Below are 24,053 nucleotides of genomic sequence, written 5' to 3' on the forward strand. Positions count from 1 at the left end.
CTATTACCCTAGTTTTGCCAATCTAGTCAAACTCTATATTAACGTCCTATGTCCATGCATAATTGTTCAAAATCCCAAGCTTTTTTCTTTTGGGTTTCAAGCGACAGGATGACAAGAAAGCAGGGGAAGAAGAGGAAACTTCTTGCCCTGCACCCTCTGTACTCCCTGTACCATGAACAACTACAGCTTTGTTTGTGGCAATTTCGGAATTGAACTAGCTATTGAATTGGAAAAACACGCCGCCTTTGAGTAATCGCGTGTCGCTCCCATAACTACTAAGTGTGAGCGATCGCAAATCTTTAAAAAACGGCTTACCCAAGACGAACACAAACTTAAGAATTGGTAGTTGACGCTCTAAAATCTCCTGACTCTTTGTCCAGTCGAGATACACGTAGCCTTGATTGGGTTGAGGAATAGCAGCGACGCTGTCTTGGAAATTGCGACTGTTGATCAAGGAGTTATTTTTGGCTGTCAAAGCTTGATCAATTGCTTCAACAGAGGATGCGAAAATCTCGTAATTTCCCAGATCAGCACGCGCCCCTAGAACCTTTGCTTGGATTGCGAATGATTCTCGCTCTTTTGCTTCATGAGATTTATTCACAGCAGCGCTTAACTGTGTCCAAGTGGAGATTTTTTGTTCGTTTAGGCTGAAGGAATTCAGGGAAAGCCCTTTTGATGAGGCGAGTTCATCCAAATGGGAAATTCCTGCTGGTGTAGCGTCAGATTTTTGGACCACAAAAATCCAATCAGGAGTTGTTTGTTCTTTACGAGGTAACAATCCTATGGCGTATTCTCCTTGCACCCAGTTGAAAATATCCTCTTTCCATCTGATGCCCCATTGTTTTTGTACATCTGCCAAAGGTGGTAATAATCTAGAAATAACATCTTCTGGGGAAGCAGATAGGACGGCTGTCACTTGTTGCCAGAGTTGGGCTAAATCACTGTCACCCAAACCGTTCAAATTCGACCCCGCAACGGCCAAACTTGCTGCAGCAGGGATATACTCCAATGCACCCACAGGTTTAGAGAGTTGTGCAGATGGAGGTGAAGTTTCTTCCTTTGCCAGGAAAGCAGTTTCAGCTAGCAATCCTTTGGAGTTGGATACCAAAGAAATAATTTGGTTGTCATAAATTCGAGCCTCGGGTTTTAACCCTTGCCATTTTGCGACTGTGGGGAGATTCAGAAAAGCAACAGCCAGTGCTTCTTTGGGCAGTTGTTTCGTGGCTTGTTGGTATTTACTGGAACTCCTCAAATTGAGATCGGTTGCCTGTACGTTATTAATAGCCTCTCGCAGCACTTTTGGATCGTTGGCAAACAAGACAAAGCTATTGCCTACAGCTGCACCAGCAAGAGGATTTTGGTTTTTGACTTTTTCCTTCTCAACAGGAGTAGCTTCGGTTGCAGGGATTTGATTGTCATAGATCAGCTTCACGCCTTCGTACTGTTCAGTTGCTAAATTTGCCCCAGCCAATGCCCGTTTGGAAAACAACACCTCTACAAATTCGCGGCTTTTCTCTGGTTGAGTAGTTGCAACTGCCATGAGATACCCTGGCTGTTGCCCGTTGTCAGAGTCACGGTCAATGTCTAAGGTGGTGACAGCCAGTGTGATTTCGTTTCCTAGCCAAGGTTTAATATCCTCTTGGTAATCTATACCCGTATTAGCCAGTAAATTTGTTTTTAATTTTGAGAGTTCCCCATCACCGTCAAACGCCTGCAAGCGTTCTGGATTCACTAGCATTGACACCATCACTGGTGCTTGTTTCGACACGAATATGGCAGCATTTGACTGTTCAGTAGAGGTGCGAGTCAGCGGAGTTTTGGCATAAAACCCGTTACAACCAGTGATACCAATCAACAGCAGCATAATGGTACCCGCTGCTAGAACTCTGAAGAAGGAGCGTTGTGTCATAATTTTTACACATACTACTAGGGGCGCAAACACAAATAATCAACCACCATTAGAAATATCGAAGGCAGTTCTGTTACTAAAAATTAGTTTAGTACTGAAACTTCGGCACAAACCTATCAAAAATGAGGTTATCTCCTACCTCTATCAAGGGATTGATACACCTATCAACCCCAAAGAACGAAGATTTCTGCCAACATAAGTAGTATAGAATTTTTATTAAAACTTCATGGCAGGTAAACCTTCACAACCATTGATCACCCAAATTAGCGTAGAGGAACTAGCGCAACGCTTATCTTCAAAAGATTCACTTCAGCTAGTAGACGTGCGCGAACCACAAGAAGTGAGCATTGCCCACATTGACGGCTTTGTCAATCTTCCCTTGAGTCAGTTTCCTGATTGGGCAGATCAAGTCAACACCCGATTAAATCCTGAGGCTGAAACGCTTGTACTGTGCCATCATGGCATTCGTTCTGCCCAGATGTGTCAGTGGTTAATCGTTCAAGGGTTTACAAATGTGAAAAACATTGCGGGCGGAATTGATGCCTACTCAACGTTGGTTGATCCTTCAATTCCCCAGTATTAGCTCCTGTTTTGCACTTCTTCGACATGATGTCAGAGACTAACGATTCCAAATTGCCTTTGCTATCCTTAGGAACACAAATTCATTAATTTCCAATTTTTGGGTAGAGGTACGGCAGTGCCGTGCCCCTACAGAGATTCTGAATTCTGCTTTTTTATTTAATGCACATCCCTTAGTACAAGCTAGGATAGCTTTAAGTATTAATAGCTATCAGGAAATTAGTAACTTGAAATACAGCGATTTCAAGAAGCTTATGGAAGTATGCATAAGTAGGGGGCTATTTTACTTAAAATGCAAAAGCATTTCCAGCAGAGTTATGCTGTAGTTAAGGAAACTTTTTTCTCTTGGCAGTACTGAATCTTTACTGTTAACTTACTTCTTTTTACTTATTCCTGTAGAAGGCAACAGTTTGCTATCTTGACTTTACTATTATTAATCTTTTTTGGAGTTGTCTCCATAAATTTTTTCAAACTTTACTTAAAACTCGGCTTCAGTGCAAAATAGCTTATGCAAGTCCACCTAACAAATCGTCAACAGCATATACTTTCCGCAACGATACGTCATTATATAGCCACAGCAGAACCTGTTGGTTCTAAAACTCTTGTTGATGAGTACAACCTTGGTGTGAGTTCAGCAACAATCCGCAATGTCATGGGCGTGTTGGAAAAAGCTGGGTTACTGTACCAACCTCACACCTCTGCTGGACGCGTACCTTCTGACTCTGGCTACCGCATTTATGTTGACCAGCTCATTACACCTTCTGAAACTTTAGCACGAGAGGTAGAACTGTCACTGCAAAAGCGGCTCAAGTGGGAAGATTGGAGTTTGGAAGCTCTACTGCAAGGAGCCGCGCATATCCTAGCAACCCTAAGTGGTTGCATTACCTTGATTACCATGCCGCAAACCGCGACAGCAGTGTTGAGACATTTACAACTGGTGCAAATAGAAACGGGACGGGTGATGCTGATTGTGGTGACGGATGGATATGAGACACATTCAGCATTGATGGATTTACCGCAAGCCTCGGAGGATACACAACCAGATGCAGAGGTCATCGACCGCGAGTTACAGATTGTCTCTAACTTTTTGAATAGCCACCTGCGGGGACGAAGCATAACTGAATTAGCCAGCCTGAAATGGAGCCAATTAGACCGGGAGTTTCAAATATATGGCGAATTATTGAAAAAATCGATTGCAGAGTTTGCCCATCGCACTCTGGCTCCATCTGCAACACAAATTATGGTTCGCGGTGTTGCTGAGGTTTTGCGCCAGCCAGAGTTTTCGGAATTACAGCAAGTGCAAATGCTCATCCACCTGTTGGAAGAAGAACAAGACCAACTGTGGCGATTAATATTTGAACAGCAGCCGGAGACTGAGGAAGTGGGAAAACCACGAGTTACCGTTCGTATTGGCTCAGAAAACCCTCTAGAACCTATACGCACTTGCTCGTTGATTTCTTCCACCTATCGCCGGGGTTCCGTAGCAGTAGGTAGCGTGGGAGTTTTGGGACCAACGCGCCTAGATTATGAAGGTGCGATCGCAGTGGTGGCTGCTGCTGCTGATTATCTATCGGAAGCTTTCAGTTATTTCAATCCCTAGTAGGGATTTGTGAATTTGGGCGCTCTCAAACCGATAAAAAGCATATAAACAGCGCGACTTGTGGCAGTACAATTCAGGATTGGTTAAAACTAGCTTAAATCATGGTAAGAAAAATTGCCTTTGGGGCGCTGTGGCTAGGATTTATTGCCTATGCCTTTTTCTTTGCGCCTCCCAATCAGCCCGATACATTCGACTTGATTAAAAATCTTTCCACTGGTCATTGGCAAGGAATTAACCCCTTAGTCGTGGCACTCTTCAACATTATGGGCATCTGGCCTATGATTTACAGCTGCCTCATATTTATTGATGGTAGAGGGCAAAAAATTCCTGCTTGGCTGTTTGCTTCAGCTTCTTTTGGCGTTGGGGCGTTTACCCTACTGCCTTACTTAGCCTTACGGGAACCAAATCCAAAGTTCCCTGGTAGAAAGAATGCTTTTTTAGCGATACTAGATTCTCGCCTGACAGGTATTGCCCTGGCTGTCGGAACGGCTATCCTAGTCGCCTATGGTATAGGGCAAGGAGATTGGGGAGATTTTGTTCACCAGTGGCAAACAAGCCGCTTTATTCATGTGATGAGCTTAGATTTTTGCCTGCTTTGCCTATTGTTTCCAGCTTTGTTAGGAGATGATATGGCGCGGCGGGATATGAATAATCCTCAGTTGTTCTGGTTGATCTCATTAATACCGCTATTTGGTCCCTTGATGTATTTATGTATGCGTCTCCCTTTAAAAGAAGCGGGTAAACAGATGATATCGAGTCAGCAACAACCAGCAGGAAATTAAGATTATGAATAGAAAAATTGCTCTTTGGTTATTGTGGGTTGGATTTATAGCGTATCTATTATTTTTGGCTCCTCCACTGCACTTAGAGGAAACTCTCACACTGCTAAAAAATATCTTCACTTTGAACTGGGCAAATGTAAATCCAGTTATCCTCTCCTTATTCTCGCTTGTTGGCATCTGGCTGCTCATTTACAGTGGTGTTTTGTTCTTTGATGGCAGGATGCAGTGGATACCTTTCTATCCCTTTGCAATAGCGTCCATTGCTTCAGGTACGCTTGGTCTTATACCTTATTTGGCTTTGAGAGAACCGAATCAACAATTTTCGGGACGGAAGGATGCTTTTTTGCAGCTCTTGGATTCTCGCTTTTTTGGTATTGCCCTCAGTTTAAGCACTCTTGGTTTGCTGATTTATGCTTTTTTAGGGGATTGGGTAGGGTTTTGGCAGCAGTTTCAGGGCGATCGCTTTATTAATGGCATGAGTTTGGCATTTTGCTTGTTTTGCTTACTCTTCCCAACCGTCCTTGGTGATGATATGGCGCGACGGCGTTGGAATAATCCCCAAGTCTTTTGGGTAACAGCACTTGTTCCACTCTTCGGTCCACTTGTGTATCTTTGCCTACGTCCAGCGATATCAGATAATGTTGCTCAACAAACACCAACATCTTTTACCAGCAGTAGGGCGCGATAGGACGCCAGTTTGTAGGATATATTGATTTCAATCTAATCCTTTTGAGAGGCACGCTATACGGAAAGTTTCCGCATATTGCCCCTCAATGAGGGTGCTATGTAGAAAAATTCCATATAATAATGAGCTATGCCCCTAACTGCTCAATGGAGGCGTAGTTGCGAGCTTGTCTGTGGGGCGATCGCTCCGAACTATAAACCCTAACGATTAATCTCTTCAAATCTGCCACCACATGAAGTGATGAAATCGCTATAATTAAAGATTTTGAATGGTTGGATTTATATGATGTACAATAGTATTTAGAGGGGCGAACGTCGGCTTCATGCCGTGTGTCCGAGTAGTGATCCTACTTAGACCTAGCCCCTTTTAGCTTTTTAATAGATAATGGGTTGCGATCGCCATACCACTCCCCATAAGGCTTGTTGCGCTTATCGTCCAAGTCCATAATGAGTCTATATTTCTTGGCAAGGGGCAGAAAAAACTGGTCATCTTCGCGTTCATAGCATCGCTGTACAGCCCACAGGTAATAGTCGATGATCTGTAAACCAGCAACCTCAGATGGATAAGTAGGCTCAATTATGATAGAGCTATTTGAACTTATTTTCCATTGAGACTCAAAGTTTTTTTGAGCTTGATTGATGGCTTGTTCTAGTGCTTCTTCGCGTACTGCCTTACCGCGTCTAGCAATAGCAATTTGGATAACGTCTGCTTTATGGAGCAGATTTTTGAATAAGCGTGTTATGAGATCGTCGTAAATTGCATTCTGCTGAAGCTTTGTGCCCAAACTCTTAAAGTCTGCTTTTGCTGATTCTGCCATATCAGCTTTACTCCGAATTGCCACTAAAACTTTGATGTCGAAAGACTGGATCAGTTCAAAAACCTTTTGCCGAATTTCGGGATGATCGTCTTTTGCATGAAAGGTAATCGCAGTCTTTTTAGCTTCAGGTTGCATAGAGGGAATATTCTTGAAGCGAGGATGAGTCATCAAGCTTGAGCGGAGTGCATTCAGTTCCCAGGTAACTCTTTCTGGATCAGAAATTTGAGCAACACCAGCCATGAAAAATTTAGATGCTCCAGGTTGACCTACGATGATCCGTCCCTTTTTATCGAAGAATGTAAGATCACCTGCTTCGTCAACAAAGTAGTGACGAAATTTGATTTCTTCTGACATGCACTGGAAGATAAGAGTAGATTTGACCTATTTTACGTCAATCTGAGATTATAGCCTCTAATTCCGCGATAGCCTCATCTTCTAAAGCATTGGCTTCATCTCTTAGCTCATAAACTCTCACTACAGTTTCACCAATTCCTAACTGCTCAGAGTAACGAACGTCAGGAATAAGAATCATTTCTGTATCTTCTGCGGTAAGTTCATCTACAACTCCCCCGTAAATTTTGGCTTTCAGTTGATGTTGACCATACGGAGTAGATAGAAAAGCGGCTAAAAAACCCGGATGAGTCACATTTTCTTGTGGAATAATTCGTAAAATGTGTTGAGATGCTGCCCAACCATCTTGGTGGTAACTAGATACCGCAACTCTACCAATCGTCCCAGAACAAGTTACTAAAACCCATCCTGATTTAATAATCCATCGCTCAATTTTATTAGTTTTTGTATTTGAGATATATTTCAAATCATACAGACGCATACTAGGCAGTTGGCTTCCTTGAAGTAAAGGAACACCGAAATCTTCTTCAACATATATTCGAGCAAATCTTGGAGCTACATATACTTGTTTTACTTTTGAACCAACCTGAACAAGATTAAATTTACTTTCTGAAAGCTTATGAACTACACTTCGGCATACTGGGACATGATGAGTTGCGTCTAACCTCTCACTAAGCTCTAAAGAAGAAATCTCAAATGCTTGAGGATCATTTGACGAAGACCGCCCTACGACACCTGCAATGAACAAAGCATATGGCGAACATATGGGACTCTACGACTTCCTAGGCGATATTGCTGCGGTTAAATAAGTTATTGCCCGATCAGATCCCCGACTTCGCCAAAGTTGTCGGGAATCTTGTTTTTTCACAAATCCTCAACGGACTGCTACTGAAGCTGCATTAATCGTTGACCGCTTCATCATATAAATCTCTGGCAGTTGCCACCAAGCAACATGAGGATACTCGTGATGTTCTTCATGATAACCAAAGTGATAGCAACTGATAAATGACCACCACACAGGACGTGAAAGAGTTTGCGCCCGGTGAGGTTCACTATAACCGCCTTCTGGCTCTCGATGAGGCAGGAAACTGCCAAAATAAAATAATTGTAATGAACTCAAAAGTGAGGGGATAACCCAAAAGTAATTTAGATTTTCTTCAGGTATATGGAGTGTGTTATGAACAACGTTATAAATAATCATTGATATGATGATTTGTCCCCAACTCCAGTAACCCTTCATAAAATGAAAATACCAAGAGAAGAAATTTTTATGTTTACCGTCGTGGAAATCGGGGTCTTTCTCACTAGCAGGATGGTGGTGATGCATCCAGTGCTTTTTCAATAGTTTTTCATAAGATAGAAAACCATAAAGAACAAGACACACTGAACCAATAAAATGATTTATTTTGCTATTGCCAGGAAATACTACTCCATGCATAGCATCATGAGCGGTGATAAATAATCCCGTATATAGGAATGTTTGCCAAAGTATAATAGCCAATAACATCAAAAAGTTAAAGTTGGAGATGTCAAGGGAAAGTAAGAGAGAAAGGCTGATTGCCCATACAGTAATAATGACAGTAGCGATTAAAATTCCCCAATTCTCAGATTTACTTTTCCCCACTGGACTAAGTTTTATTTGATCAGTGGGTGGTTTTTCTAATTGTTCGATCACGGTTCTACTCTGTCTTAGGTGAAAAATTCACAAAAATAAGGGCATGACAAGATACACCAACCACCTAACAGAGCAACTCCATTACTGGTTAGTCCTGTGTCTTAGGCAACACTAGCCTGAGATTATGTAGAAATATTAATTTACTTTAATAATTACATACATAACTGCCATACCGAAAACTTTTTTCGTGTGGAGGTTGGTATAGGCATGATGCAGCCAAAATTCTTGAGAACTATTTAGAACCCAGAACGTGAAATACAGAATGGGTTGGCTGTTGTGGATACTCCATCCTGCATTATCTGTACTGTCGGCTTAACTTGCGGAACTGATTTCTCACTGCTGAGTTCTGGGTTCTTTCAAGACTAGTGAGTGAGATTGAGGACGTCGCGCACAACGCTGAAGCCGTTGAGATCCCAAAGTAGGTAAGCAATAAAACCAATCATCGCTAAACGACCTTGCCAAAGTTCGGACTGTGGAGTGAATCCAGGCTTAACTGCATTGCGATCGCTGCCGTTATATGCTTTTTCAGTTGCATCAGTAGGAAAAGATCCCTTAGTCATTGTTAATTTTCCTTAAGTATTTCCATTACACTTCTTATAATAGTCACCTACCTAGTGAACGCTATCTGTCTGTAGTGCCAAAACTTCAGCTAGTCCAAAGGATGAGTTTTTGAGAAATTTATGTAAAATTTTGTATCGCATGGGTGAATGAGTGTTTGGTGAGCCGATTGAGTAGTAGTCAGGTATACCAAGAGAATTTATAAATTGAAAATCTAACGCTAGTCAGAAGGTTTATTAAATTCTGTTGCCCAAACTAATAGACAGGAAATAAAGTTTTTTAACTGAAAAATATGGCTCCTACAGTACTCATTACAGGTGCTTCTCAAGGTATTGGGAAAGCAACAGCTCTTTTATTTGCCCGCAAAGGATACGACCTAGTACTAACTGCTCGTCACCTTGACCGCTTGGAAAGTGTAGCGCAGGAGGTGCAAAGCCTTGGTCGTCCAGCGCCATTAACGATTTCTTGTGATGTCACAGATCCGTCGCAGGTGGACACACTAGTGGAAAAGGCGTTGGATCATTATGGCTATATCGACGTATTGATTAACAATGCAGGCGTTTTCGCAGAGGGACCAGTGGACGGGTTCTCGCTCAGCGATTGGCATCAAGTGATAGACCTGAACCTGTGGGGATATATTCACACAATTCATGCCCTACTGCCTCATTTCCTCCAGCGCAAATCTGGAACTATTGTGAATCTAAGTTCCATCGCTGGTAAAGTACCTACCCCATATGTAGTGGTTTACTGTACTAGTAAGTTTGCTGTTACAGGGTTGACGGAATCACTGCATGCGGAATTAAAGCCCAAAGGTATTCATGTTTGTGGCATTTACCCAAATTTAATCAAGAGTAGTTTAATGGAACGGGCAGTTTTTCGCGGCAGCGATGACCAGGATGCTCAAATCCGTCGTGAGCAGCTCGAAAATGTGCTGAAAACCCCCGCCGTGGAAAAGCCCGAGGATGTGGCAAATGCCATCTGGGATGCAGTTAAAAATCAGAAGTCTGAGGTCATGGTTGGTTCGGCGAATTTTTCGCAGGGCTTTTATCGATTGTTTCCTGGTGCCCTTCAGTGGGTTTCTCGCCAAGCTTTGAAGAATAAAGATAAATAAAAGCTGGGGCTAGCAACAAATAAAAGTCATTGACTTAACTTGACTCGCACTCCCGTGTTGTTACGTGGTGGCGGTAGCGAAACATAGCTTCTAGCTGAACTTGCACAAGCCAACCACTGACAAATTCTACTGGTTGTCCACCAGGCATCGAAAAGGAAATCTCATCAGTCAACCTGGTTTTGCCATTTTCTGGTTCAAACAGATGTCGATGTACCCAAGAATCAAAAGGTCCGGAAATTTGCTCGTCGGTAAATAGGCGATATTCTTCATATTCTGTGTGACGTGCCAACCAACGCAAGGGCAATGGTCCCAAGAAAAGGCGAAACTCAGTGATAGCACCCTTGCCGAGTCCCCCTTCGCGGCGGAGGACTTGAACTGGTTGCCAAGGTGGAGTCAGAAGTTGCAAAACATCTGGTCTTTCGTGGAATTTCCAAACGACTTCCACTGGTGCATTAATCACTGAGGAATATTTAAACAGCAGCATCTCAACGATTTTCGATTTTGCAAGTGGTAATTGGTAGTTAATGGTTGTTAGTTGTTAGTTGTTAGTTAAATTTTTTAATCACCACTAACTACTAACCACTAACTATTCTCTATGACCTACTACCAAAAAATCTTAAATTTAAAATCAGTAGAAAAATTTATTCATCGTATTCAGTATCTATCTCTACATCAAGAGTATCTTCATCAATCCGTACGTAAAGAAGATTAGGGCGGCAGCAAACTTGACAATCTTCTACGTAAGATTGCTGCCCACCTGCACTTAAATCAACAAAGGTCGTATTTGGTTCGCCGCAATAGGCGCAGTAATATTCAGCTGTTGTTTGCATATACAGTCATTATCGTAATATTATCGAATTATAAAGACGCACAGAACGCAAAGGAAGAATCTAATTTTGCGTTCCTCCGCGTTTCAAAAATTAACTTTTCGGCTATGAGTTTAACAGTTACCAGTTATCAAGTACCCGCAGTACCAGTTATCGGTTTTATCGTTAGGGGAAACACCACACCAATTGGACCGTTCGTCAAGAGACGTGCCGTAGGCATAAGCGTTGGTGGCGGGTTTAAATCCCCCACCAGCCCGCAGGCGTCACTGCGGCTGGTACTGTTCACTGTTCACTGATTTAATGGTTGTAACTCTTTTTGCGTCGAGTCGAAATGACTGGTGGCATCAGCCAAATGCTTTAGTAGTGTAGACTGTGGCAAGGGTCCTTGCAAGTGGTTCCAGGGTAAAACTTGATCTGTTGACCAATTGGCGTGAACGTAGAAATCTAAGTCGGGGATTTGTCCTTTGAGTTGTTTGAAAGCACGTTTGTAACTACCCAAAGAATCACCGAAGTCGCGGGTGAGTTCTAAAAGCTGGGAGAGTCGGCGATCGCCCCTCGACAACAAGGCTTGAATAATCGACCAATTGTAACTTTCTGGACGAAACTCTATTCCTTGCGGCTTGAGTTTTTTCTGTAAAAATTGCAACCGTTTTTCTGCTTGAGAATTCACCCCAAACCACTGAAATGGTGTATGTGCCTTGGGAACAAAGGTGCTGCATCCTAGTGTTAAGCGCAGTCCAGGAGCAGCTTTTTTAACTTCGCGCATCATCGCCACGGTTGCATCCACATCCTCTGGTTGTTCACCAGGAATTCCTACCATTCCGTAGAGTTTCAAACTAGATAATCCGCCAGCCTTAGCATTTACTGCAGCTTGGATGATTTCGTCGTTGTGCAACTTTTTGTTAATGATTTGTCGTAATTTTTCCGAACCACTTTCTACGGCAATGGTAAGCGATTTCGTGTCTCGTTTTGCCAAAGTTTGCGCCAACTGCACCGTAACGGTGTTCGTTCGCACCGAGGCGATACTCAGACGTACATCATCGTACTTTGGCTGACTGATGTAATCCAGCAAAGCTTCAAACTCTGGATGCTGGGTAACTGAAGCCCCCAATAATCCTAAGCGATTTGTGACTGATAACCCTTTTTCAATCGCTGGAATCAGTGAATCTTCAAAACTAGCAGTTCTAAAAGGCAGTGTGAGATAACTTGCCAAGCAGAAGCGGCACATTTCTGGGCAACTTCTCACCACTTCCACCATATAAATATTTTCCCATGCCGCTTTTTCCGTCACCACTGTTGATGCGGAGAGGACATTTCCCCGGTAAGTTTGCTTTTGCACCACAGCGGGAATATCTGGTGAAATAGGTTGAATTGATTTTACCGCCCCATCTAATGCGAGATATTCCACCTCATACAAACTGGGGACATAAATACCAGGAACTTGTGCTAAAGCTTTGAGTTGGGTTTGTCTATCAGCGTTTCTAACTTGTTTGTAAGCTTCGATAAAATTCCCCAGCAAAATTTCCCCATCTCCCAGCAAAATCACATCAAAGAAATCTGCGAAAGGTTCGGGGTTGGCAGTAAGTACGGGACCGCCGCCAAAAACTATGGGATGATTATCATCTCTGGCATTTGTTCTGATGGGAATTTCCAAAGATTCCAGCAGGTTCAATATATTCACATAATCCAATTCCCACGAAACGGAAAAGCCGAGTAATTCAGGCTTTCTTGGAAGTTGTTCGTGAGTGTCGGTAAACAGACGGCTTACCTGCACATCAGAACGCATTGCCAAAGTTGCCCACACCACCTGATAACCAAGGCTAGTAATACCCACGGTGTACTCGTTAGGAAAGGCAAAGATGGTGGGGATAGCGTCGGTGTCAGGGATAGCAGGTGTAAATAAAAGGCGTTCAGCAGCAAATACAGAGGATGTCACAGGTGTTTGTTAATTGCAGGTTTATCTATATTTAATTTTAAGCCATAGAATTATGAGGTTAAAAAACAACGTTACGCCGTTAGCAAGGATAATCGGCAAAGCTCTTAAAGAAATTCCATACATTAACCATAAGAATACACCTGTATTGAAGGTTATCAGCATGGCGTAGGAAACATCTTTTGCAGATTTTGTTTGCCATGTTTTTAACATTTGCGGCAAGAATGAGAATGTGGTTAATGTCGCAGCAACTAATCCTAAAATTGTAATAAAATCCATTCGATGCAACCCTTTTAAGAACTTACCTGGCTCATTTAATCGCTGATTAAACTCTCGGTACGCAACAATTCATCAAGACAATCAATCAAGTTATTAGCCTTGTCAAGAATGCCTTGGTCACTAAATGGATATGCAATACAGAAAATCAGGCTGTTTATATTTTGCTCCATATGCATAGGCAACTTTTGACATAGCTGCTTGGCAAATTGTACCAAACGTTTTTCTCCAGGTGATGGTACATAGTTAATAGCGAAAATAATATCAAAGTAACTTGCTATGAATGCAGCTATCCGATGGTTCATACTTACAAAATCGTGACGAATAATTGCCAATTCTATCTGATGCAAGTAGGAAGAAATATTATTTCTTAAAATCGGATAATTCTTAGCGATGATAGCTTTTCTTAAAGGTTCGGGATAGGGGACATTAGCTTTCTCTTGCAACTGTTTAAACCAATCGTTTCGGTCATACAAGGGTGCTGAGTGCAAAACGTTCCACCAAAAACAAGTGGAATAGCCAACCGATGCTTGATGCTTCACAAGTACAGAATCTAACTGCGCCTCAATCCAATCAGGTGAACGGTACATCATATCAATACCACGTCCAGAATTGGTCTCTATCCATTCATCTCCTGGTTCCCAAAATTGATTATTTATTTCGCTACGAGTCGCGAATTTTCTGCTAATTTCAGAACGAATATCTACTGGAATTTCTTCTTCAATGTAGACGTAAAAATCCAAATCGGATAATTCATCGGAAACATTAGCTGATTGAGAACCACCTAAAGCAACAGCTACAACTTGAGGCAGTTTACTAAATTCTGAGGCTATACTTTCAGCTAAAGAATTATCTACAGGCATAATATCAAGTCCGGTAATACAACCGTCAAAAGTTCATAGGTTTTGACTTTAGTCCTATATTTGCTGACATAGCAAGGACTGTTGTCCTTAGTAGAAATAAGTTTTATTATGGGCAATTCACCAAACATAATATATTTATGCTTTCAAATGCGACACACCCACTTGAATATGCTACCAGTGAATTATAAACACATCACTAAAAAAGTAGGGTGCGTTACTTTCCGCTAACGCACCCTTATAGTTTTACGTAAAATATATTACAACACTTTACATTGCCCGTGATGCCGCAATAGATGATCGCACAGCACCAGCGCCACCATCGCCTCAACCATCGGCACAGCACGAGGTAACACGCAAGGATCATGGCGTCCTTTGCCTGCTAATGTCGTCTCTTCACCCTCATTATTGACTGTTTTCTGCTCTTTTCTAATGGTTGCCGTTGGTTTAAATGCTACACGCAGGATGATATTTTCACCGTTGGAGATACCGCCTTGTATTCCACCCGAACGGTTGGTGACAGTGCGAATTTCACCGTTTTCATCAATATAAAATTCGTCGTTATGCTCAAAACCAGTCAGTAGCGTCCCTGCAAAACCTGAACCAATTTCAAAGCCTTTACTAGCTGGGAGAGACAGCACGCCTTTAGCAATATCTGCTTCCAACTTATCGAAAACTGGCTCACCCAAGCCTTTGGGTACATTTCGCGCCACGCATTCTACCACGCCGCCAACGGAATCACCTTGTCTGCCAGTTTGTTCAATTAATTCAATCATCCGTTCTGCACATTCAGCATGCGGACAGCGGGCGATGTTGCTTTCAACTTGCTCTAAAGTAACAGTGTTGGGGTCAATGTCACCTTCTAAATCTTTAATGCGCTTAACATAACCGATTACTTCAACATTAGCGACTTGACGGAGAATTTTTTTGGCGATCGCCCCCGCAGCAACTCGTCCAATTGTCTCCCGCGCCGACGATCTACCGCCACCTTGCCAATTACGAATACCATATTTAGCATCATAAGTCGCATCCGCATGGGAAGGGCGATACTTGACCGCCATTTCATCATAATCCTGGGAGCGCGTGTCTTTATTTCGTACCAAGATTGATATTGGCGTTCCCAGCGTTTTCCCCTCAAATACCCCAGACAGAATTTCGCAGGTGTCCGTTTCCTTTCGAGGCGTCGTAATCTTACTTTGTCCGGGACGCCTTCTGTCTAGTTCTACTTGAATTTCTTCTGCGGAGATTTCCAGTTGTGGAGGACAACCATCAATCACGACTCCCACACCGCCACCGTGGGACTCGCCGAAAGTTGTGATGCGAAACAGATGCCCAAAAGTATTGCCCATGATGTTGAGGAAGTATCGCCAAGCGCCTGTGGTTTACTTAAGTGTATTTTCTCACTACAAAGCAATAAACGCCATGATTGTCATTTAGTCATTTCTTTGACTTTTTTTGCTTATTAGACATATCTTGTGAGACATATCTTGAAAATAGAGAAAAACATCTGTCTTAAAAGTTTACTTTCCAGACAGGTTGTCAGCGCCACTTCATCGGCATCTCTTGCAAAAGTTAAATTTTTTGAATATTAAACCACAGATGAACACAGAAATAGCGGTTTGCAAGCCTTGTAAGGTACATCAAAGAAATAATGAACCACAGATGGACACAGATGGACACAGATAAATGGGCTAAAGGGTTCACAGTCAACAGCCTAGTACCCCTCTCCGAACTTGCGGAGAGGGGCAGGGGTGAGGTTGTCAAAAATCTGTTATTCAAACCAAAAAGCGCCCCCCATAAGGGAGACGCTTTTTTATTCAGCTAAGCTTTGTTATTAGCCGTTGATTGCAGGAGCAGACAGAGCTACAGGAGCAACTTCTAAAGCAGCCAAGTCTAGAGGGAAGTTGTGAGCGTTGCGCTCGTGCATTACTTCCATACCCAGGTTAGCGCGGTTGAGGATGTCTGCCCAGGTTCCAATCACACGACCTTGTGAATCAATCACAGAGGAGTTGAAGTTGAAACCGTTGAGGTTGAACGCCATGGTGCTTACGCCCAGTGCGGTGAACCAGATTCCGATTACAGGCCATGCAGCCAAGAAGAAGTGCAAGCTGCGGCTGTTGTTGAAAGAAGCGTATTGGAAGATCAAGCGACCGAAGTAGCCGTGTGCTGCAACGATGTTGTAGGTTTCTTCTTCTTGACCGAACTTGTAACCGTAGTTTTGAGATTCGGTTTCGGTTGTTTCACGAACCAAGGAAGAAGTTACCAAAGAACCGTGCATTGCACTGAACAAGCTTCCACCGAATACACCTGCTACACCAAGTTGGTGGAAGGGGTGCATTAGGATGTTGTGCTCTGCTTGGAACACCAACATGAAGTTGAATGTACCAGAGATACCCAGAGGCATACCATCAGAGAAGGAACCTTGACCGATGGGGTAAATCAAGAATACTGCGGTTGCTGCTGCTACAGGTGCAGAGAATGCTACGCAGATCCAAGGACGCATACCCAAGCGGTAGGACAATTCCCACTCACGACCCAAGTAGCAGAATACGCCAATCAGGAAGTGGAATACTACCAACTGGTATGGACCACCGTTGTACAACCACTCATCGAGGGAAGCTGCTTCCCAGATGGGGTAGAAGTGCAAACCAATAGCGTTGGAAGAAGGAACAACTGCACCAGAGATGATGTTGTTGCCGTATACCAATGAACCTGCAACAGGCTCACGGATACCATCGATGTCAACGGGAGGTGCTGCTACAAAGGCAATGATGAAGCAGGTGGTTGCTGCAAGCAGGGTGGGGATCATGAGGACGCCGAACCAACCGATGTATAAGCGGTTTTCGGTGCTGGTGATCCACTCGCAGAACCGACCCCAGACGTTGGCGCTTTCGCGACGCTGTAAGGTTGTGGTCATTGTTTTATGAGTGCGTTACTTACGTAATGTGTATGTATTTGATGTGGAGGTAGGTTTCTTTACCTCTCTGTAAATATCTTAATGTGTTTATTTACTTTTGTAAAGCCTTTTCAGAAAAATTTATTTCTCTTAGTAGGTAGTAAGGTGTAGGGTGTCGGTGAACAGAGGCGCACATGCCTTGTACCGCAAGACTTTGCGCGCCTTATGGGCTTTGTCAATCCCATCGTAGGACTGACAGTGCTTGTTCAATATTGAGAGCCAGATACTTATCTAAGGGTACATACATCCAAAAGACTGATCGCTGGGAATTGTAGCTGTTTTTCTGAAAACCCAATGCTGAAGCGAGTTGTTCATTAGCTGGATCTATGGCAATTGTATACATATCGCAAAGATTGGGAAAGTCAGCTTGCATCTGGATTAATGTCTTTTTTGAATCCTCTAAGAATTGACAAATGTTAACTCGCTGTTGATAGGGGGTATCTATTTGCCAAACTCGATTATATATAGATGTACAATTGAGGTCGCCTGGTAGAGCGATTTTGAAAGGGTCAGTTTCTCTGGTGGAGCTAAGAAGGTAAAGGCTTTTGTTTGGCGGAAGAAAGAAATTCTTTTCAGATTCGGTGGCTGTGGGATACAAGGCGTAAAAGCCAACGATATGTTCGTTATCACAGCGACGTAGCACTCGCATACCAGTGGGATATTGCTCTGCCCAGCGCCGCAGTATTCTAGCAATTCTATAAGGTGCAGCAGCCGTCCTTTTGTTCAAGACAAAGGCACGAGCTAGAAAATTGGCAACGGGAATTGTGTCAATTCGGTGATCAAAGTCATCTGGTACAAGCTGTATAGCTTCTTTAGCATCAGCAGATTCGTCAGGATTTGGTAATGAAGAGCGAATGCGAATGCATGTCGTGCTACCATCAAAGTCTTTTTCAATCAATCCCAAAGCGACGAGCTGATCAATCATCAAACCCGCCGCGCGATCGCTCCCCCGCCCATTATTTCTCTGACCATAGAAAATTTCATAAGCTTCGCGATGCGAACAAGGAACAAACCCTTCTGGTAACTCCAGTTGAGTTAAAGGCGCTACACGCTTACCCAATTCTTGCTGCTGTTTGAGTAGTAAGTAAGCCCACAATCTCACGAAATATTCTGCCCGACGGCGTGTGACACCAACCCGTCCTTTGAGCAAAGCGACGTACTTGAGTTGTTGCTCGATTGGAAACCATTCGTCAATGGTTGCTGGATTCATGTGACGAGACTCCCTGGCAGAATTTCCCAAGCTTGTACAGATCCCTTGCACTTGCGTTTACATCAGGATAGCCATGAGTCAACAGTCAATAGCCAACAGTAAAAAAGCTATCGACTATTAACTACCAACTCTTGACGAGCCGGGACAATACCTTATTATTTCGCAATTGCGATCGCCGTCAGACTTATTTTAGAAAAACTTCACCCTGCTTCAGGTAACTTCCACAAACTTCAGCCAACAAAAATTTGCTTCAGTGCTTTTGGTGACCATACAGGTTACGGCATAGACACTACAGAACCCGAAAAATGACAATTCGGACAAAGCACCAGATTCATTCTGACTGGTGCTCATTTTTGTCGTGTGTACTTACTTGTAAAGGAGATTCGCATGTACCTTCCGTATGAAGAACCAAATCATAACACTCCATCTACCGGAGGAAAAGAATCTAAATCACATTCAAAAAGTGAGCAGTTGCAACCTGAGTCCAACGTTGATCTACTGCAAGCTGTCATTGAAAGCTTTTTAGATGGAATTTTGATACTGAGTACTGAACGTGAGTTGCTCCATGCTAATGAATGCGGTCGTCGAATTTGCCAACAATTAATCCCAAGGGGAAGTTCTCCTGATACTATACCAGAGGAAGTTTGGCGCGTTTGTGAGTCTTTGATTGACAGCCGCGAACTCTTCCCTGGGGAGAAAATTTTCCTCGAGTCCGAATTAGAAACCGATAGAGGTGTAGAATTACGTATTCGGGCGAGATGGTTGCCACTAACTACAGGTGAGCAGAACTTTGTGTTAGTCATTTTGGAAGACCGCAATCAGACGAGCCAAAGTATGACGTTGTTCGATGCCAAAAAGTATGGTCTGACTAATCGCGAGGCAGAAGTTTGGTTACTGCGTCGCGCTAACCTTTCATATAAGGAGATTGCGGAGCAGCTTTACATTACCATCAACACCGTTAAAAAGCACTTAAAGAACATTTACGCTAAGCAACAGGAAATGCTGTGGTCATAATAGGTAGCAGTGGCAGATTGGGAGACACGGGTATGAGCAAACATAGTAACTGATAGCTCCTAACTCCCAACTCCCAATATGCCAACTTCTCATTCCCGAATTGTTACCTACAGCCCTGCTTACACAATTGTTCCGACTTACGAGTGCTTCAATCGCTGTGCCTACTGTAACTTTCGCACAGACCCAGGCAAAAGCCCCTGGATGACGATTTCAGAAGCAGAAACACTTTTAAAACCACTTCACAGCCAAGACGTTTGTGAAATTTTAATACTTAGTGGCGAGGTGCATCCCCATTCCCCACAACGTCAGGCGTGGTTTCAGCGGATTTATGATTTGTGTGAATTAGCTCTTGCAATGGGATTTCTACCACATACCAATGCGGGACCGCTGAGTTTTGAGGAAATGCAACAACTCAAGAAAGTTAACGTTTCAATGGGGCTGATGTTGGAACAGTTAACGCCAGAATTATTAAAGACGGTGCATAAACACGCACCTAGTAAATTATCAGAAGTGCGTCTACAACAATTACAGTGGGCGGGAGAATTAAAAATACCATTTACCACTGGGTTACTATTAGGAATTGGCGAAACAGAAGATGATTGGTGGGAAACATTAGAAGCGATCGCCCAAATTCATCAACATTACCATCACATTCAAGAAGTTATCCTGCAACCCCACAGCCCAGGAAATCAGCAAACTTTTGACGCGCCACCCTTTGACCCCCATCAACTACCAAGAGTTATTTCTCAGGCACGTCAAATTTTACCACCAGATATTACCATTCAAATACCGCCGAATTTAGTCATCGATATAGTAGGGGCACGGCATGCCGTGCCCCTACTAGCGTGTATAGAAGCTGGTGCGAGAGATTTAGGCGGAATTGGACCAAAAGATGAAGTCAATCCTGATTATCCTCATCCTGATTATCAGGCATTGCAAGAAATATTAGAGCCTGCGGGATGGGAACTGGTTCCGCGTTTACCAGTTTATCCACAGTTTGATGATTGGTTGTCGGTGGAGTTGCAGACTGCTGTTAGGCGCTGGCGAAGAACCTCACCCCCAACCCCTCTCCTGCAAGGAGAGGGGAGTAAGAATTTTCGTCTCTCGTTCCCAGGCTGAGGCTGGGAATGCCATATAGGAGGCTCAGCCTCTAACAGTGCTGCTGAGTAAACGAGGCAGAACCTCACCACGTGCCCCTCTCCTACAAGCAGAAGCGAGTACCCTCGTTCCGAGGCTGAGCCTGGGAATGCCATATAGGAGGCTCAGCCTCTAACAGTGCTGCTGCGTAAACCAGGCAGAGCCTCACCAGGTGCCCCTCTCCTACAAGGAGAAGCGAGTACCCTCGTTCCCAGGCTCAGCCTGGGAATGCCATATAGGAGGCTCAGCCTCTAACAGTGCTGCTAAGTAAACGAGGCAGAGCCTCTATAAACTGCGTTCCCAGCCTGAGACTGGGAACGAGAGAAAATTTTCACTTTTCCTGTTAGTTGTTTCGCGCACGAGTGTTTGAGACTCACGCACGAGTGTTTGAGACTCACGCACGAGTGTTTAGGACTCGTGGACGAGTGTTTGATATTCGCGAACCAGTGTTTGAGACTCACGCACGAGTGTCAGAGGTTATCTAGCTCGTAGTAAGCGCTTTAGCGCTAAAGCGCCTACTACAAACTAGACTTAGTATGAGAAAGATGGCAATATTTTTGAACCTATGCTTGATAGTCAAGAATTACTCACAAATCTATACAACGCTTTTAACCCATTTGAACCCTTACCTGCAGATGATCTGAGGTATGTAGATTGTCAGGATGTGCGGGGAGATGCGGATATCTTAAATGAGTTGGGGAACCGCATACAACGAGCAAACACAAAGACTTGCCAATTGTATTCTGGACATCGGGGGGCGGGGAAGTCTACGGAACTACTTAGATTAAAGCAATATCTGGAAAATCGCAAATTCTATGTCGTTTATTTTGCCGCTGATGAAGAAGATATCGACTCAGAAGATGCCCAATATACAGATATTCTCCTTGCCTGTACCCGCCGATTGCTCAAAGATTTACACAAAATTGCCAATCCTCGTCCTATACTCAATTGGCTCAAAGAACGCTGGCAAGACTTAAAAGACTTGGCACAGACTGAGATGGAGTTTGAGGGCATGGAAGTAGAAACACAACTTTCGCAGTTTGCCAAGCTAACAGCAAATTTAAGAGCCGTTCCCGAATTACGCCAGCAGATTCGCAGAAAAGTCGATCCCCATACTGTCACCTTAATTAAGGTGTTGAATGAATTCCTGGCAGATGCAAAAAGCAAGCTACCAAACGGCTATACTCAACTGGCGGTGATTGTCGATAACTTAGACCGGATGGTATTAGTTAAAGATGGGGAAAACACGAATCATGAAGAAGTTTTTTTAGACCGTAGTGAACAGCTCAAGGCTTTGAATTGCCATTTGATTTATACTGCCCCTATTTCTATGTTGTATTCTAAACGGGCGACAGACATTAGAGATATCTATGGTGAATGCTTGATTTTGCCGATGATTATGGTCAAAACTCGCACAGGAGAAGTTTACGAACCAGGACTCAAGAAAGTCAAAGAAGTTATTCGTAAGCGAGTTCGGCAAATTGAACAAGAACTTCCCTTGGAAAACGGAATTTTTGATAGTCAGCAAACCTTAGAAAGATTGTGTTTGATGAGTGGAGGTCATGTCAGAAATTTGCTATTGTTAACTCAAAGCGCCATTGGACGGACTGAAGAATTACCAATTACTGAAAAAGCAGTGCGACGAGCAATCACTCAAGCCAGAGATGACTATCATCGTGCAGTGGAAAATCATCAATGGTGTCTGCTGGCGGAAGTCTCCCGTTCTAAACGCATCGTTAATGATGACCAGTATCGCAGTTTGATGTATAACCGCTGTCTTTTAGAATATCGCTATTTAGATGATGATGCAGAAATGCAGCGTTGGTATGACATTCACCCACTGATTCAAGGAATTTCCGAATTTAAAGAAGCTGTGGCGAAACTTCCATGAACCCAAATTTAACTGATTGGGAAAGTGATTGGGATGATGATTTACCTCCGGAACCGGAGGAAGTTTATCAAGATTTGGTTCGCGCATTGAAACGCAAGTCAGGATTTGGCTTGTTTTTTGTGCAATGTACACCTGCGGAAGCAGAAAGCTTCATTGTTAAACTTCCGCAGGAGATTCCACAGAAAAAGATTGCAACGCTTCGTTTGGTTGAGGCGATTGATAATTTATATCAGCGAGTCGCTGAGTTTGTGAAAGAGAAGCCAGTTGATATTTTATTAATTAAGGGACTGGAATATACTTTATATAAGTATGAAAAAAGAAAGTTTGGGGAAATAACTGAAGCTAAATTTAGTAATTTAATCAGCGTACCACCAATTTTAAATCACCTTAATCAACAGCGTGAACGGTTTAGAGATGATTTTCCATTTTGCTTTGTTTTTCTGTTGCGTTCATTTTCGATTAACTATTTGATTCACCGCGCCCCAGATTTTTTTGACTGGCGTTCAGGAGTATTTGAATTACCCACGACACCAGAAGTAGTAGAAGAAGAATCGAATCGTTTGTTGCTGGAGGGAGATTATAAAAAATATCTGCAACTCAGTCCAGAACAAAAAATTGAGAAAGTCCTGGAATTTCAAGAACTTTTAACAGAACAACATCAGACAGAAAGTCGTAAGGCTGATTTACTATTTGAATTGGGAAATTTGTTAGTTGCTGCTAATGAATATGAAGCAGCGATCGCATCCTACGACCAAGTTATACAATTTAAACCTGACGACGATTCGGCTTGGAACAACCGGGGGATTGCGCTGGGGAATTTGGGACGCTACGAAGAAGCTGTAGCATCTTACGACCAAGCACTGAAAATTAAACCTGACTACGATTCGGCTTGGTACAACCGGGGGAATGCGCTGGGGAATTTGGGACGCTACGAAGAAGCTGTAGCATCTTACGACCAAGCACTGAAAATTAAACCTGACGACGATTCGGCTTGGTACAACCGGGGGATTGCGCTGGGGAATTTGGGACGCTACGAAGAAGCTGTAGCATCTTACGACCAAGCACTGAAATTTAAACCTGACAAAGATTCGGCTTGGTACAACCGGGGGTATGCGCTGCAGAATTTGGGACGCTACGAAGAAGCTGTAGCATCTTACGACCAAGCACTGAAAATTAAACCAGACGACCATTTGGCTTGGTACAACCGGGGGAATGCGCTGGACGAATTGGGACGCAACGAAGAAGCAATAGAATCTTTCGACCAAGCACTGAAATTTAAACCCGATAAACACGAAGCTTGGTATAACAAAGCTCGCTGCTATGTCGTTCAAGGTAACATTGAGCAGGCAATTGAAAACCTCGAAAAAGCAATTCATCTCAATCCTGATGAATATCGGGAGATGGCAAAAACCGATTCAGATTTTGACAGTATTCGTGAAGATGAGCGCTTTGTGGCGTTGATTCAAGTTGATATCCTCAAGCTTTTTTCGCATAAGTTTTTAAACTTCGTGAAGATGAGCGGTTTTTGGCGTTGATTCAAGAACAACAAACAGGCGATTAATTAAAGTTATTTTAGAAGTACGATGTTACTCACCATGATGCAACTAAGAAAATTATATGAATCAGGTATTTACTTCTCAAGATGATGATGAAATGCTCGATGACTACTCAGAGATGCTGGAGAAAAGCTGGAGTAGAGTCGTAAGAGGAAAATATTACAATCGCTATCCCAAAGATAGAAAACCTATAGTAAAGATTACAAGTGAAGATGGTGCGAGATATGTAACAATGCGATGGCTAGACAACCCTTTGTTCTGAACAAGCGCGTGTCGTTACCATTGCTCGATTGGGTACAGGCTTATACTATAAAAAATAGCGTCAG

Annotated in this window: 24 protein-coding genes; 11 read left to right on the forward strand and 13 right to left on the reverse strand. The window is 43.1% G+C overall.

The annotated features are described in order from the left end of the window. Nucleotides 1-214 precede the first annotated feature (214 nt). Nucleotides 215-1,909: a DUF3352 domain-containing protein gene (locus AACT52_RS28595; RefSeq protein WP_073634214.1), complete on the reverse strand. Its 1,695-nt coding sequence runs from the start codon at nucleotides 1,907-1,909 to the stop codon at nucleotides 215-217. Between the two features lie 226 nt (nucleotides 1,910-2,135). Between AACT52_RS28595 and AACT52_RS28600 the strand changes: the two genes are divergently transcribed. From AACT52_RS28600 to AACT52_RS28615, 4 genes are all read left to right on the forward strand, one after another. Beyond that, complete coding sequence (locus AACT52_RS28600) at nucleotides 2,136-2,492, forward strand: rhodanese-like domain-containing protein (RefSeq protein WP_073634215.1); 357 nt, start codon at nucleotides 2,136-2,138, stop codon at nucleotides 2,490-2,492. 504 nt (nucleotides 2,493-2,996) lie between these two features. After that, nucleotides 2,997-4,088, forward strand: coding sequence for a heat-inducible transcriptional repressor HrcA (gene hrcA / locus AACT52_RS28605; protein ID WP_073634216.1), 1,092 nt, complete (start codon nucleotides 2,997-2,999; stop codon nucleotides 4,086-4,088). A gap of 101 nt (nucleotides 4,089-4,189) precedes the next feature. Next, nucleotides 4,190-4,870 carry a DUF2834 domain-containing protein gene (locus tag AACT52_RS28610; protein ID WP_073634217.1) on the forward strand — a complete coding sequence of 227 codons (681 nt, stop codon included), beginning with the start codon at nucleotides 4,190-4,192 and terminating at the stop codon, nucleotides 4,868-4,870. 4 nt (nucleotides 4,871-4,874) lie between these two features. Then, complete coding sequence (locus AACT52_RS28615; RefSeq protein ID WP_073634218.1) at nucleotides 4,875-5,558, forward strand: hypothetical protein; 684 nt, start codon at nucleotides 4,875-4,877, stop codon at nucleotides 5,556-5,558. Nucleotides 5,559-5,901: 343 nt separating this feature from the next. Here AACT52_RS28615 and AACT52_RS28620 read toward each other — a convergent pair whose 3' ends face one another. The 4 genes from AACT52_RS28620 to AACT52_RS28635 all read right to left on the reverse strand — a co-directional run bounded on the left by AACT52_RS28620 (nucleotide 5,902) and on the right by AACT52_RS28635 (nucleotide 8,958). Beyond that, entirely contained in the window at nucleotides 5,902-6,726 is an 825-nt protein-coding gene (locus AACT52_RS28620) for a DUF3800 domain-containing protein (protein WP_073634219.1), read from the reverse strand. A gap of 37 nt (nucleotides 6,727-6,763) precedes the next feature. Continuing rightward, nucleotides 6,764-7,471 carry a restriction endonuclease subunit S gene (locus tag AACT52_RS28625; protein ID WP_073634220.1) on the reverse strand — a complete coding sequence of 236 codons (708 nt, stop codon included), beginning with the start codon at nucleotides 7,469-7,471 and terminating at the stop codon, nucleotides 6,764-6,766. 126 nt (nucleotides 7,472-7,597) lie between these two features. Next, nucleotides 7,598-8,395, reverse strand: coding sequence for a beta-carotene ketolase CrtW (crtW, locus tag AACT52_RS28630; protein ID WP_073634248.1), 798 nt, complete (start codon nucleotides 8,393-8,395; stop codon nucleotides 7,598-7,600). Nucleotides 8,396-8,760: 365 nt separating this feature from the next. Further along, nucleotides 8,761-8,958 carry a high light inducible protein gene (locus AACT52_RS28635; protein ID WP_073634221.1) on the reverse strand — a complete coding sequence of 66 codons (198 nt, stop codon included), beginning with the start codon at nucleotides 8,956-8,958 and terminating at the stop codon, nucleotides 8,761-8,763. 290 nt (nucleotides 8,959-9,248) lie between these two features. Between AACT52_RS28635 and AACT52_RS28640 the strand changes: the two genes are divergently transcribed. Further along, nucleotides 9,249-10,067 (forward strand): SDR family NAD(P)-dependent oxidoreductase, encoded by an 819-nt coding sequence (locus AACT52_RS28640; RefSeq protein ID WP_073634222.1) that lies wholly within the window; start codon nucleotides 9,249-9,251, stop codon nucleotides 10,065-10,067. A 34-nt stretch (nucleotides 10,068-10,101) separates the two neighbouring features. Here the strand turns inward: AACT52_RS28640 and AACT52_RS28645 are convergent, their stop codons facing one another. Both AACT52_RS28645 and AACT52_RS28650 read right to left on the reverse strand, forming a co-directional pair. Beyond that, nucleotides 10,102-10,551, reverse strand: a complete 450-nt coding sequence (locus AACT52_RS28645) for an SRPBCC family protein (protein WP_073634223.1) — start codon at nucleotides 10,549-10,551, stop codon at nucleotides 10,102-10,104. A gap of 157 nt (nucleotides 10,552-10,708) precedes the next feature. Beyond that, on the reverse strand, nucleotides 10,709-10,897 hold the full coding sequence (locus tag AACT52_RS28650; protein ID WP_073634224.1) for a CPXCG motif-containing cysteine-rich protein: 189 nt from the start codon (nucleotides 10,895-10,897) through the stop codon (nucleotides 10,709-10,711). A 104-nt stretch (nucleotides 10,898-11,001) separates the two neighbouring features. On the opposite strand from AACT52_RS28650, the gene AACT52_RS28655 reads away from it, so the two are divergent. After that, a complete protein-coding gene (locus AACT52_RS28655; protein ID WP_143172902.1) occupies nucleotides 11,002-11,190 on the forward strand; it encodes a hypothetical protein in 189 nt (62 codons plus the stop codon). Here AACT52_RS28655 and AACT52_RS28660 read toward each other — a convergent pair. The 6 genes from AACT52_RS28660 to AACT52_RS28685 form a co-directional block, all read right to left on the reverse strand. After that, nucleotides 11,184-12,830: a B12-binding domain-containing radical SAM protein gene (locus tag AACT52_RS28660; protein ID WP_073634225.1), complete on the reverse strand. Its 1,647-nt coding sequence runs from the start codon at nucleotides 12,828-12,830 to the stop codon at nucleotides 11,184-11,186. The genes AACT52_RS28655 and AACT52_RS28660 overlap by 7 nt on opposite strands. 21 nt (nucleotides 12,831-12,851) lie before the next feature. Beyond that, a complete protein-coding gene (locus AACT52_RS28665; RefSeq protein WP_073634226.1) occupies nucleotides 12,852-13,106 on the reverse strand; it encodes a SemiSWEET family sugar transporter in 255 nt (84 codons plus the stop codon). Nucleotides 13,107-13,141: 35 nt separating this feature from the next. Continuing rightward, a complete protein-coding gene (locus tag AACT52_RS28670) occupies nucleotides 13,142-13,966 on the reverse strand; it encodes a DUF4037 domain-containing protein (RefSeq protein WP_073634227.1) in 825 nt (274 codons plus the stop codon). A 257-nt stretch (nucleotides 13,967-14,223) separates the two neighbouring features. Next, the gene (aroC, locus tag AACT52_RS28675; protein ID WP_073634228.1) at nucleotides 14,224-15,312 is read right to left on the reverse strand and encodes a chorismate synthase; all 1,089 of its coding nucleotides are present in this window, start codon (nucleotides 15,310-15,312) and stop codon (nucleotides 14,224-14,226) included. Nucleotides 15,313-15,797: 485 nt separating this feature from the next. Then, nucleotides 15,798-16,880, reverse strand: coding sequence for a photosystem II q(b) protein (gene psbA, locus AACT52_RS28680; protein WP_073634229.1), 1,083 nt, complete (start codon nucleotides 16,878-16,880; stop codon nucleotides 15,798-15,800). 214 nt (nucleotides 16,881-17,094) lie between these two features. After that, nucleotides 17,095-18,129: a hypothetical protein gene (locus AACT52_RS28685; protein WP_073634230.1), complete on the reverse strand. Its 1,035-nt coding sequence runs from the start codon at nucleotides 18,127-18,129 to the stop codon at nucleotides 17,095-17,097. Between the two features lie 387 nt (nucleotides 18,130-18,516). On the opposite strand from AACT52_RS28685, the gene AACT52_RS28690 reads away from it, so the two are divergent. From AACT52_RS28690 to AACT52_RS28710, 5 genes are all read left to right on the forward strand, one after another. Then, a complete protein-coding gene (locus AACT52_RS28690) occupies nucleotides 18,517-19,143 on the forward strand; it encodes a helix-turn-helix transcriptional regulator (protein WP_073634231.1) in 627 nt (208 codons plus the stop codon). Between the two features lie 78 nt (nucleotides 19,144-19,221). Continuing rightward, nucleotides 19,222-20,262, forward strand: a complete 1,041-nt coding sequence (gene cofG / locus AACT52_RS28695) for a 7,8-didemethyl-8-hydroxy-5-deazariboflavin synthase subunit CofG (protein ID WP_073634232.1) — start codon at nucleotides 19,222-19,224, stop codon at nucleotides 20,260-20,262. 583 nt (nucleotides 20,263-20,845) lie between these two features. Then, nucleotides 20,846-22,171, forward strand: a complete 1,326-nt coding sequence (locus AACT52_RS28700; RefSeq protein ID WP_073634233.1) for an AAA family ATPase — start codon at nucleotides 20,846-20,848, stop codon at nucleotides 22,169-22,171. Then, nucleotides 22,168-23,706 (forward strand): tetratricopeptide repeat protein, encoded by a 1,539-nt coding sequence (locus AACT52_RS28705; protein WP_073634234.1) that lies wholly within the window; start codon nucleotides 22,168-22,170, stop codon nucleotides 23,704-23,706. Before AACT52_RS28700 ends, AACT52_RS28705 begins: the two co-directional genes overlap by 4 nt. Nucleotides 23,707-23,788: 82 nt before the next feature. Continuing rightward, entirely contained in the window at nucleotides 23,789-23,989 is a 201-nt protein-coding gene (locus tag AACT52_RS28710) for a hypothetical protein (RefSeq protein ID WP_073634235.1), read from the forward strand. The last annotated feature ends 64 nt before the right edge of the window (nucleotides 23,990-24,053 follow it).

The sequence above is a fragment of the Scytonema sp. HK-05 genome (assembly GCF_963872035.1).
GTDB lineage: Bacteria > Cyanobacteriota > Cyanobacteriia > Cyanobacteriales > Nostocaceae > Kalymmatonema.

What these genes read in the sequence shown, in the direction of transcription:
- AACT52_RS28595 (WP_073634214.1), bottom strand. Translation starts at nt 1,909, where the DNA reads ATGACACAACGCTCCTTCTTCAGAGTTCTAGCAGCGGGTACCATTATG.
- AACT52_RS28600 (WP_073634215.1), top strand. Translation starts at nt 2,136, where the DNA reads ATGGCAGGTAAACCTTCACAACCATTGATCACCCAAATTAGCGTAGAG.
- hrcA (WP_073634216.1), top strand. Translation starts at nt 2,997, where the DNA reads ATGCAAGTCCACCTAACAAATCGTCAACAGCATATACTTTCCGCAACG.
- AACT52_RS28610 (WP_073634217.1), top strand. Translation starts at nt 4,190, where the DNA reads ATGGTAAGAAAAATTGCCTTTGGGGCGCTGTGGCTAGGATTTATTGCC.
- AACT52_RS28615 (WP_073634218.1), top strand. Translation starts at nt 4,875, where the DNA reads ATGAATAGAAAAATTGCTCTTTGGTTATTGTGGGTTGGATTTATAGCG.
- AACT52_RS28620 (WP_073634219.1), bottom strand. Translation starts at nt 6,726, where the DNA reads ATGTCAGAAGAAATCAAATTTCGTCACTACTTTGTTGACGAAGCAGGT.
- AACT52_RS28635 (WP_073634221.1), bottom strand. Translation starts at nt 8,958, where the DNA reads ATGACTAAGGGATCTTTTCCTACTGATGCAACTGAAAAAGCATATAAC.
- AACT52_RS28640 (WP_073634222.1), top strand. Translation starts at nt 9,249, where the DNA reads ATGGCTCCTACAGTACTCATTACAGGTGCTTCTCAAGGTATTGGGAAA.
- AACT52_RS28645 (WP_073634223.1), bottom strand. Translation starts at nt 10,551, where the DNA reads ATGCTGCTGTTTAAATATTCCTCAGTGATTAATGCACCAGTGGAAGTC.
- AACT52_RS28650 (WP_073634224.1), bottom strand. Translation starts at nt 10,897, where the DNA reads ATGCAAACAACAGCTGAATATTACTGCGCCTATTGCGGCGAACCAAAT.
- AACT52_RS28655 (WP_143172902.1), top strand. Translation starts at nt 11,002, where the DNA reads ATGAGTTTAACAGTTACCAGTTATCAAGTACCCGCAGTACCAGTTATC.
- AACT52_RS28665 (WP_073634226.1), bottom strand. Translation starts at nt 13,106, where the DNA reads ATGGATTTTATTACAATTTTAGGATTAGTTGCTGCGACATTAACCACA.
- AACT52_RS28670 (WP_073634227.1), bottom strand. Translation starts at nt 13,966, where the DNA reads ATGCCTGTAGATAATTCTTTAGCTGAAAGTATAGCCTCAGAATTTAGT.
- aroC (WP_073634228.1), bottom strand. Translation starts at nt 15,312, where the DNA reads ATGGGCAATACTTTTGGGCATCTGTTTCGCATCACAACTTTCGGCGAG.
- psbA (WP_073634229.1), bottom strand. Translation starts at nt 16,880, where the DNA reads ATGACCACAACCTTACAGCGTCGCGAAAGCGCCAACGTCTGGGGTCGG.
- AACT52_RS28685 (WP_073634230.1), bottom strand. Translation starts at nt 18,129, where the DNA reads ATGAATCCAGCAACCATTGACGAATGGTTTCCAATCGAGCAACAACTC.
- AACT52_RS28690 (WP_073634231.1), top strand. Translation starts at nt 18,517, where the DNA reads ATGTACCTTCCGTATGAAGAACCAAATCATAACACTCCATCTACCGGA.
- cofG (WP_073634232.1), top strand. Translation starts at nt 19,222, where the DNA reads ATGCCAACTTCTCATTCCCGAATTGTTACCTACAGCCCTGCTTACACA.
- AACT52_RS28700 (WP_073634233.1), top strand. Translation starts at nt 20,846, where the DNA reads ATGCTTGATAGTCAAGAATTACTCACAAATCTATACAACGCTTTTAAC.
- AACT52_RS28705 (WP_073634234.1), top strand. Translation starts at nt 22,168, where the DNA reads ATGAACCCAAATTTAACTGATTGGGAAAGTGATTGGGATGATGATTTA.
- AACT52_RS28710 (WP_073634235.1), top strand. Translation starts at nt 23,789, where the DNA reads ATGAATCAGGTATTTACTTCTCAAGATGATGATGAAATGCTCGATGAC.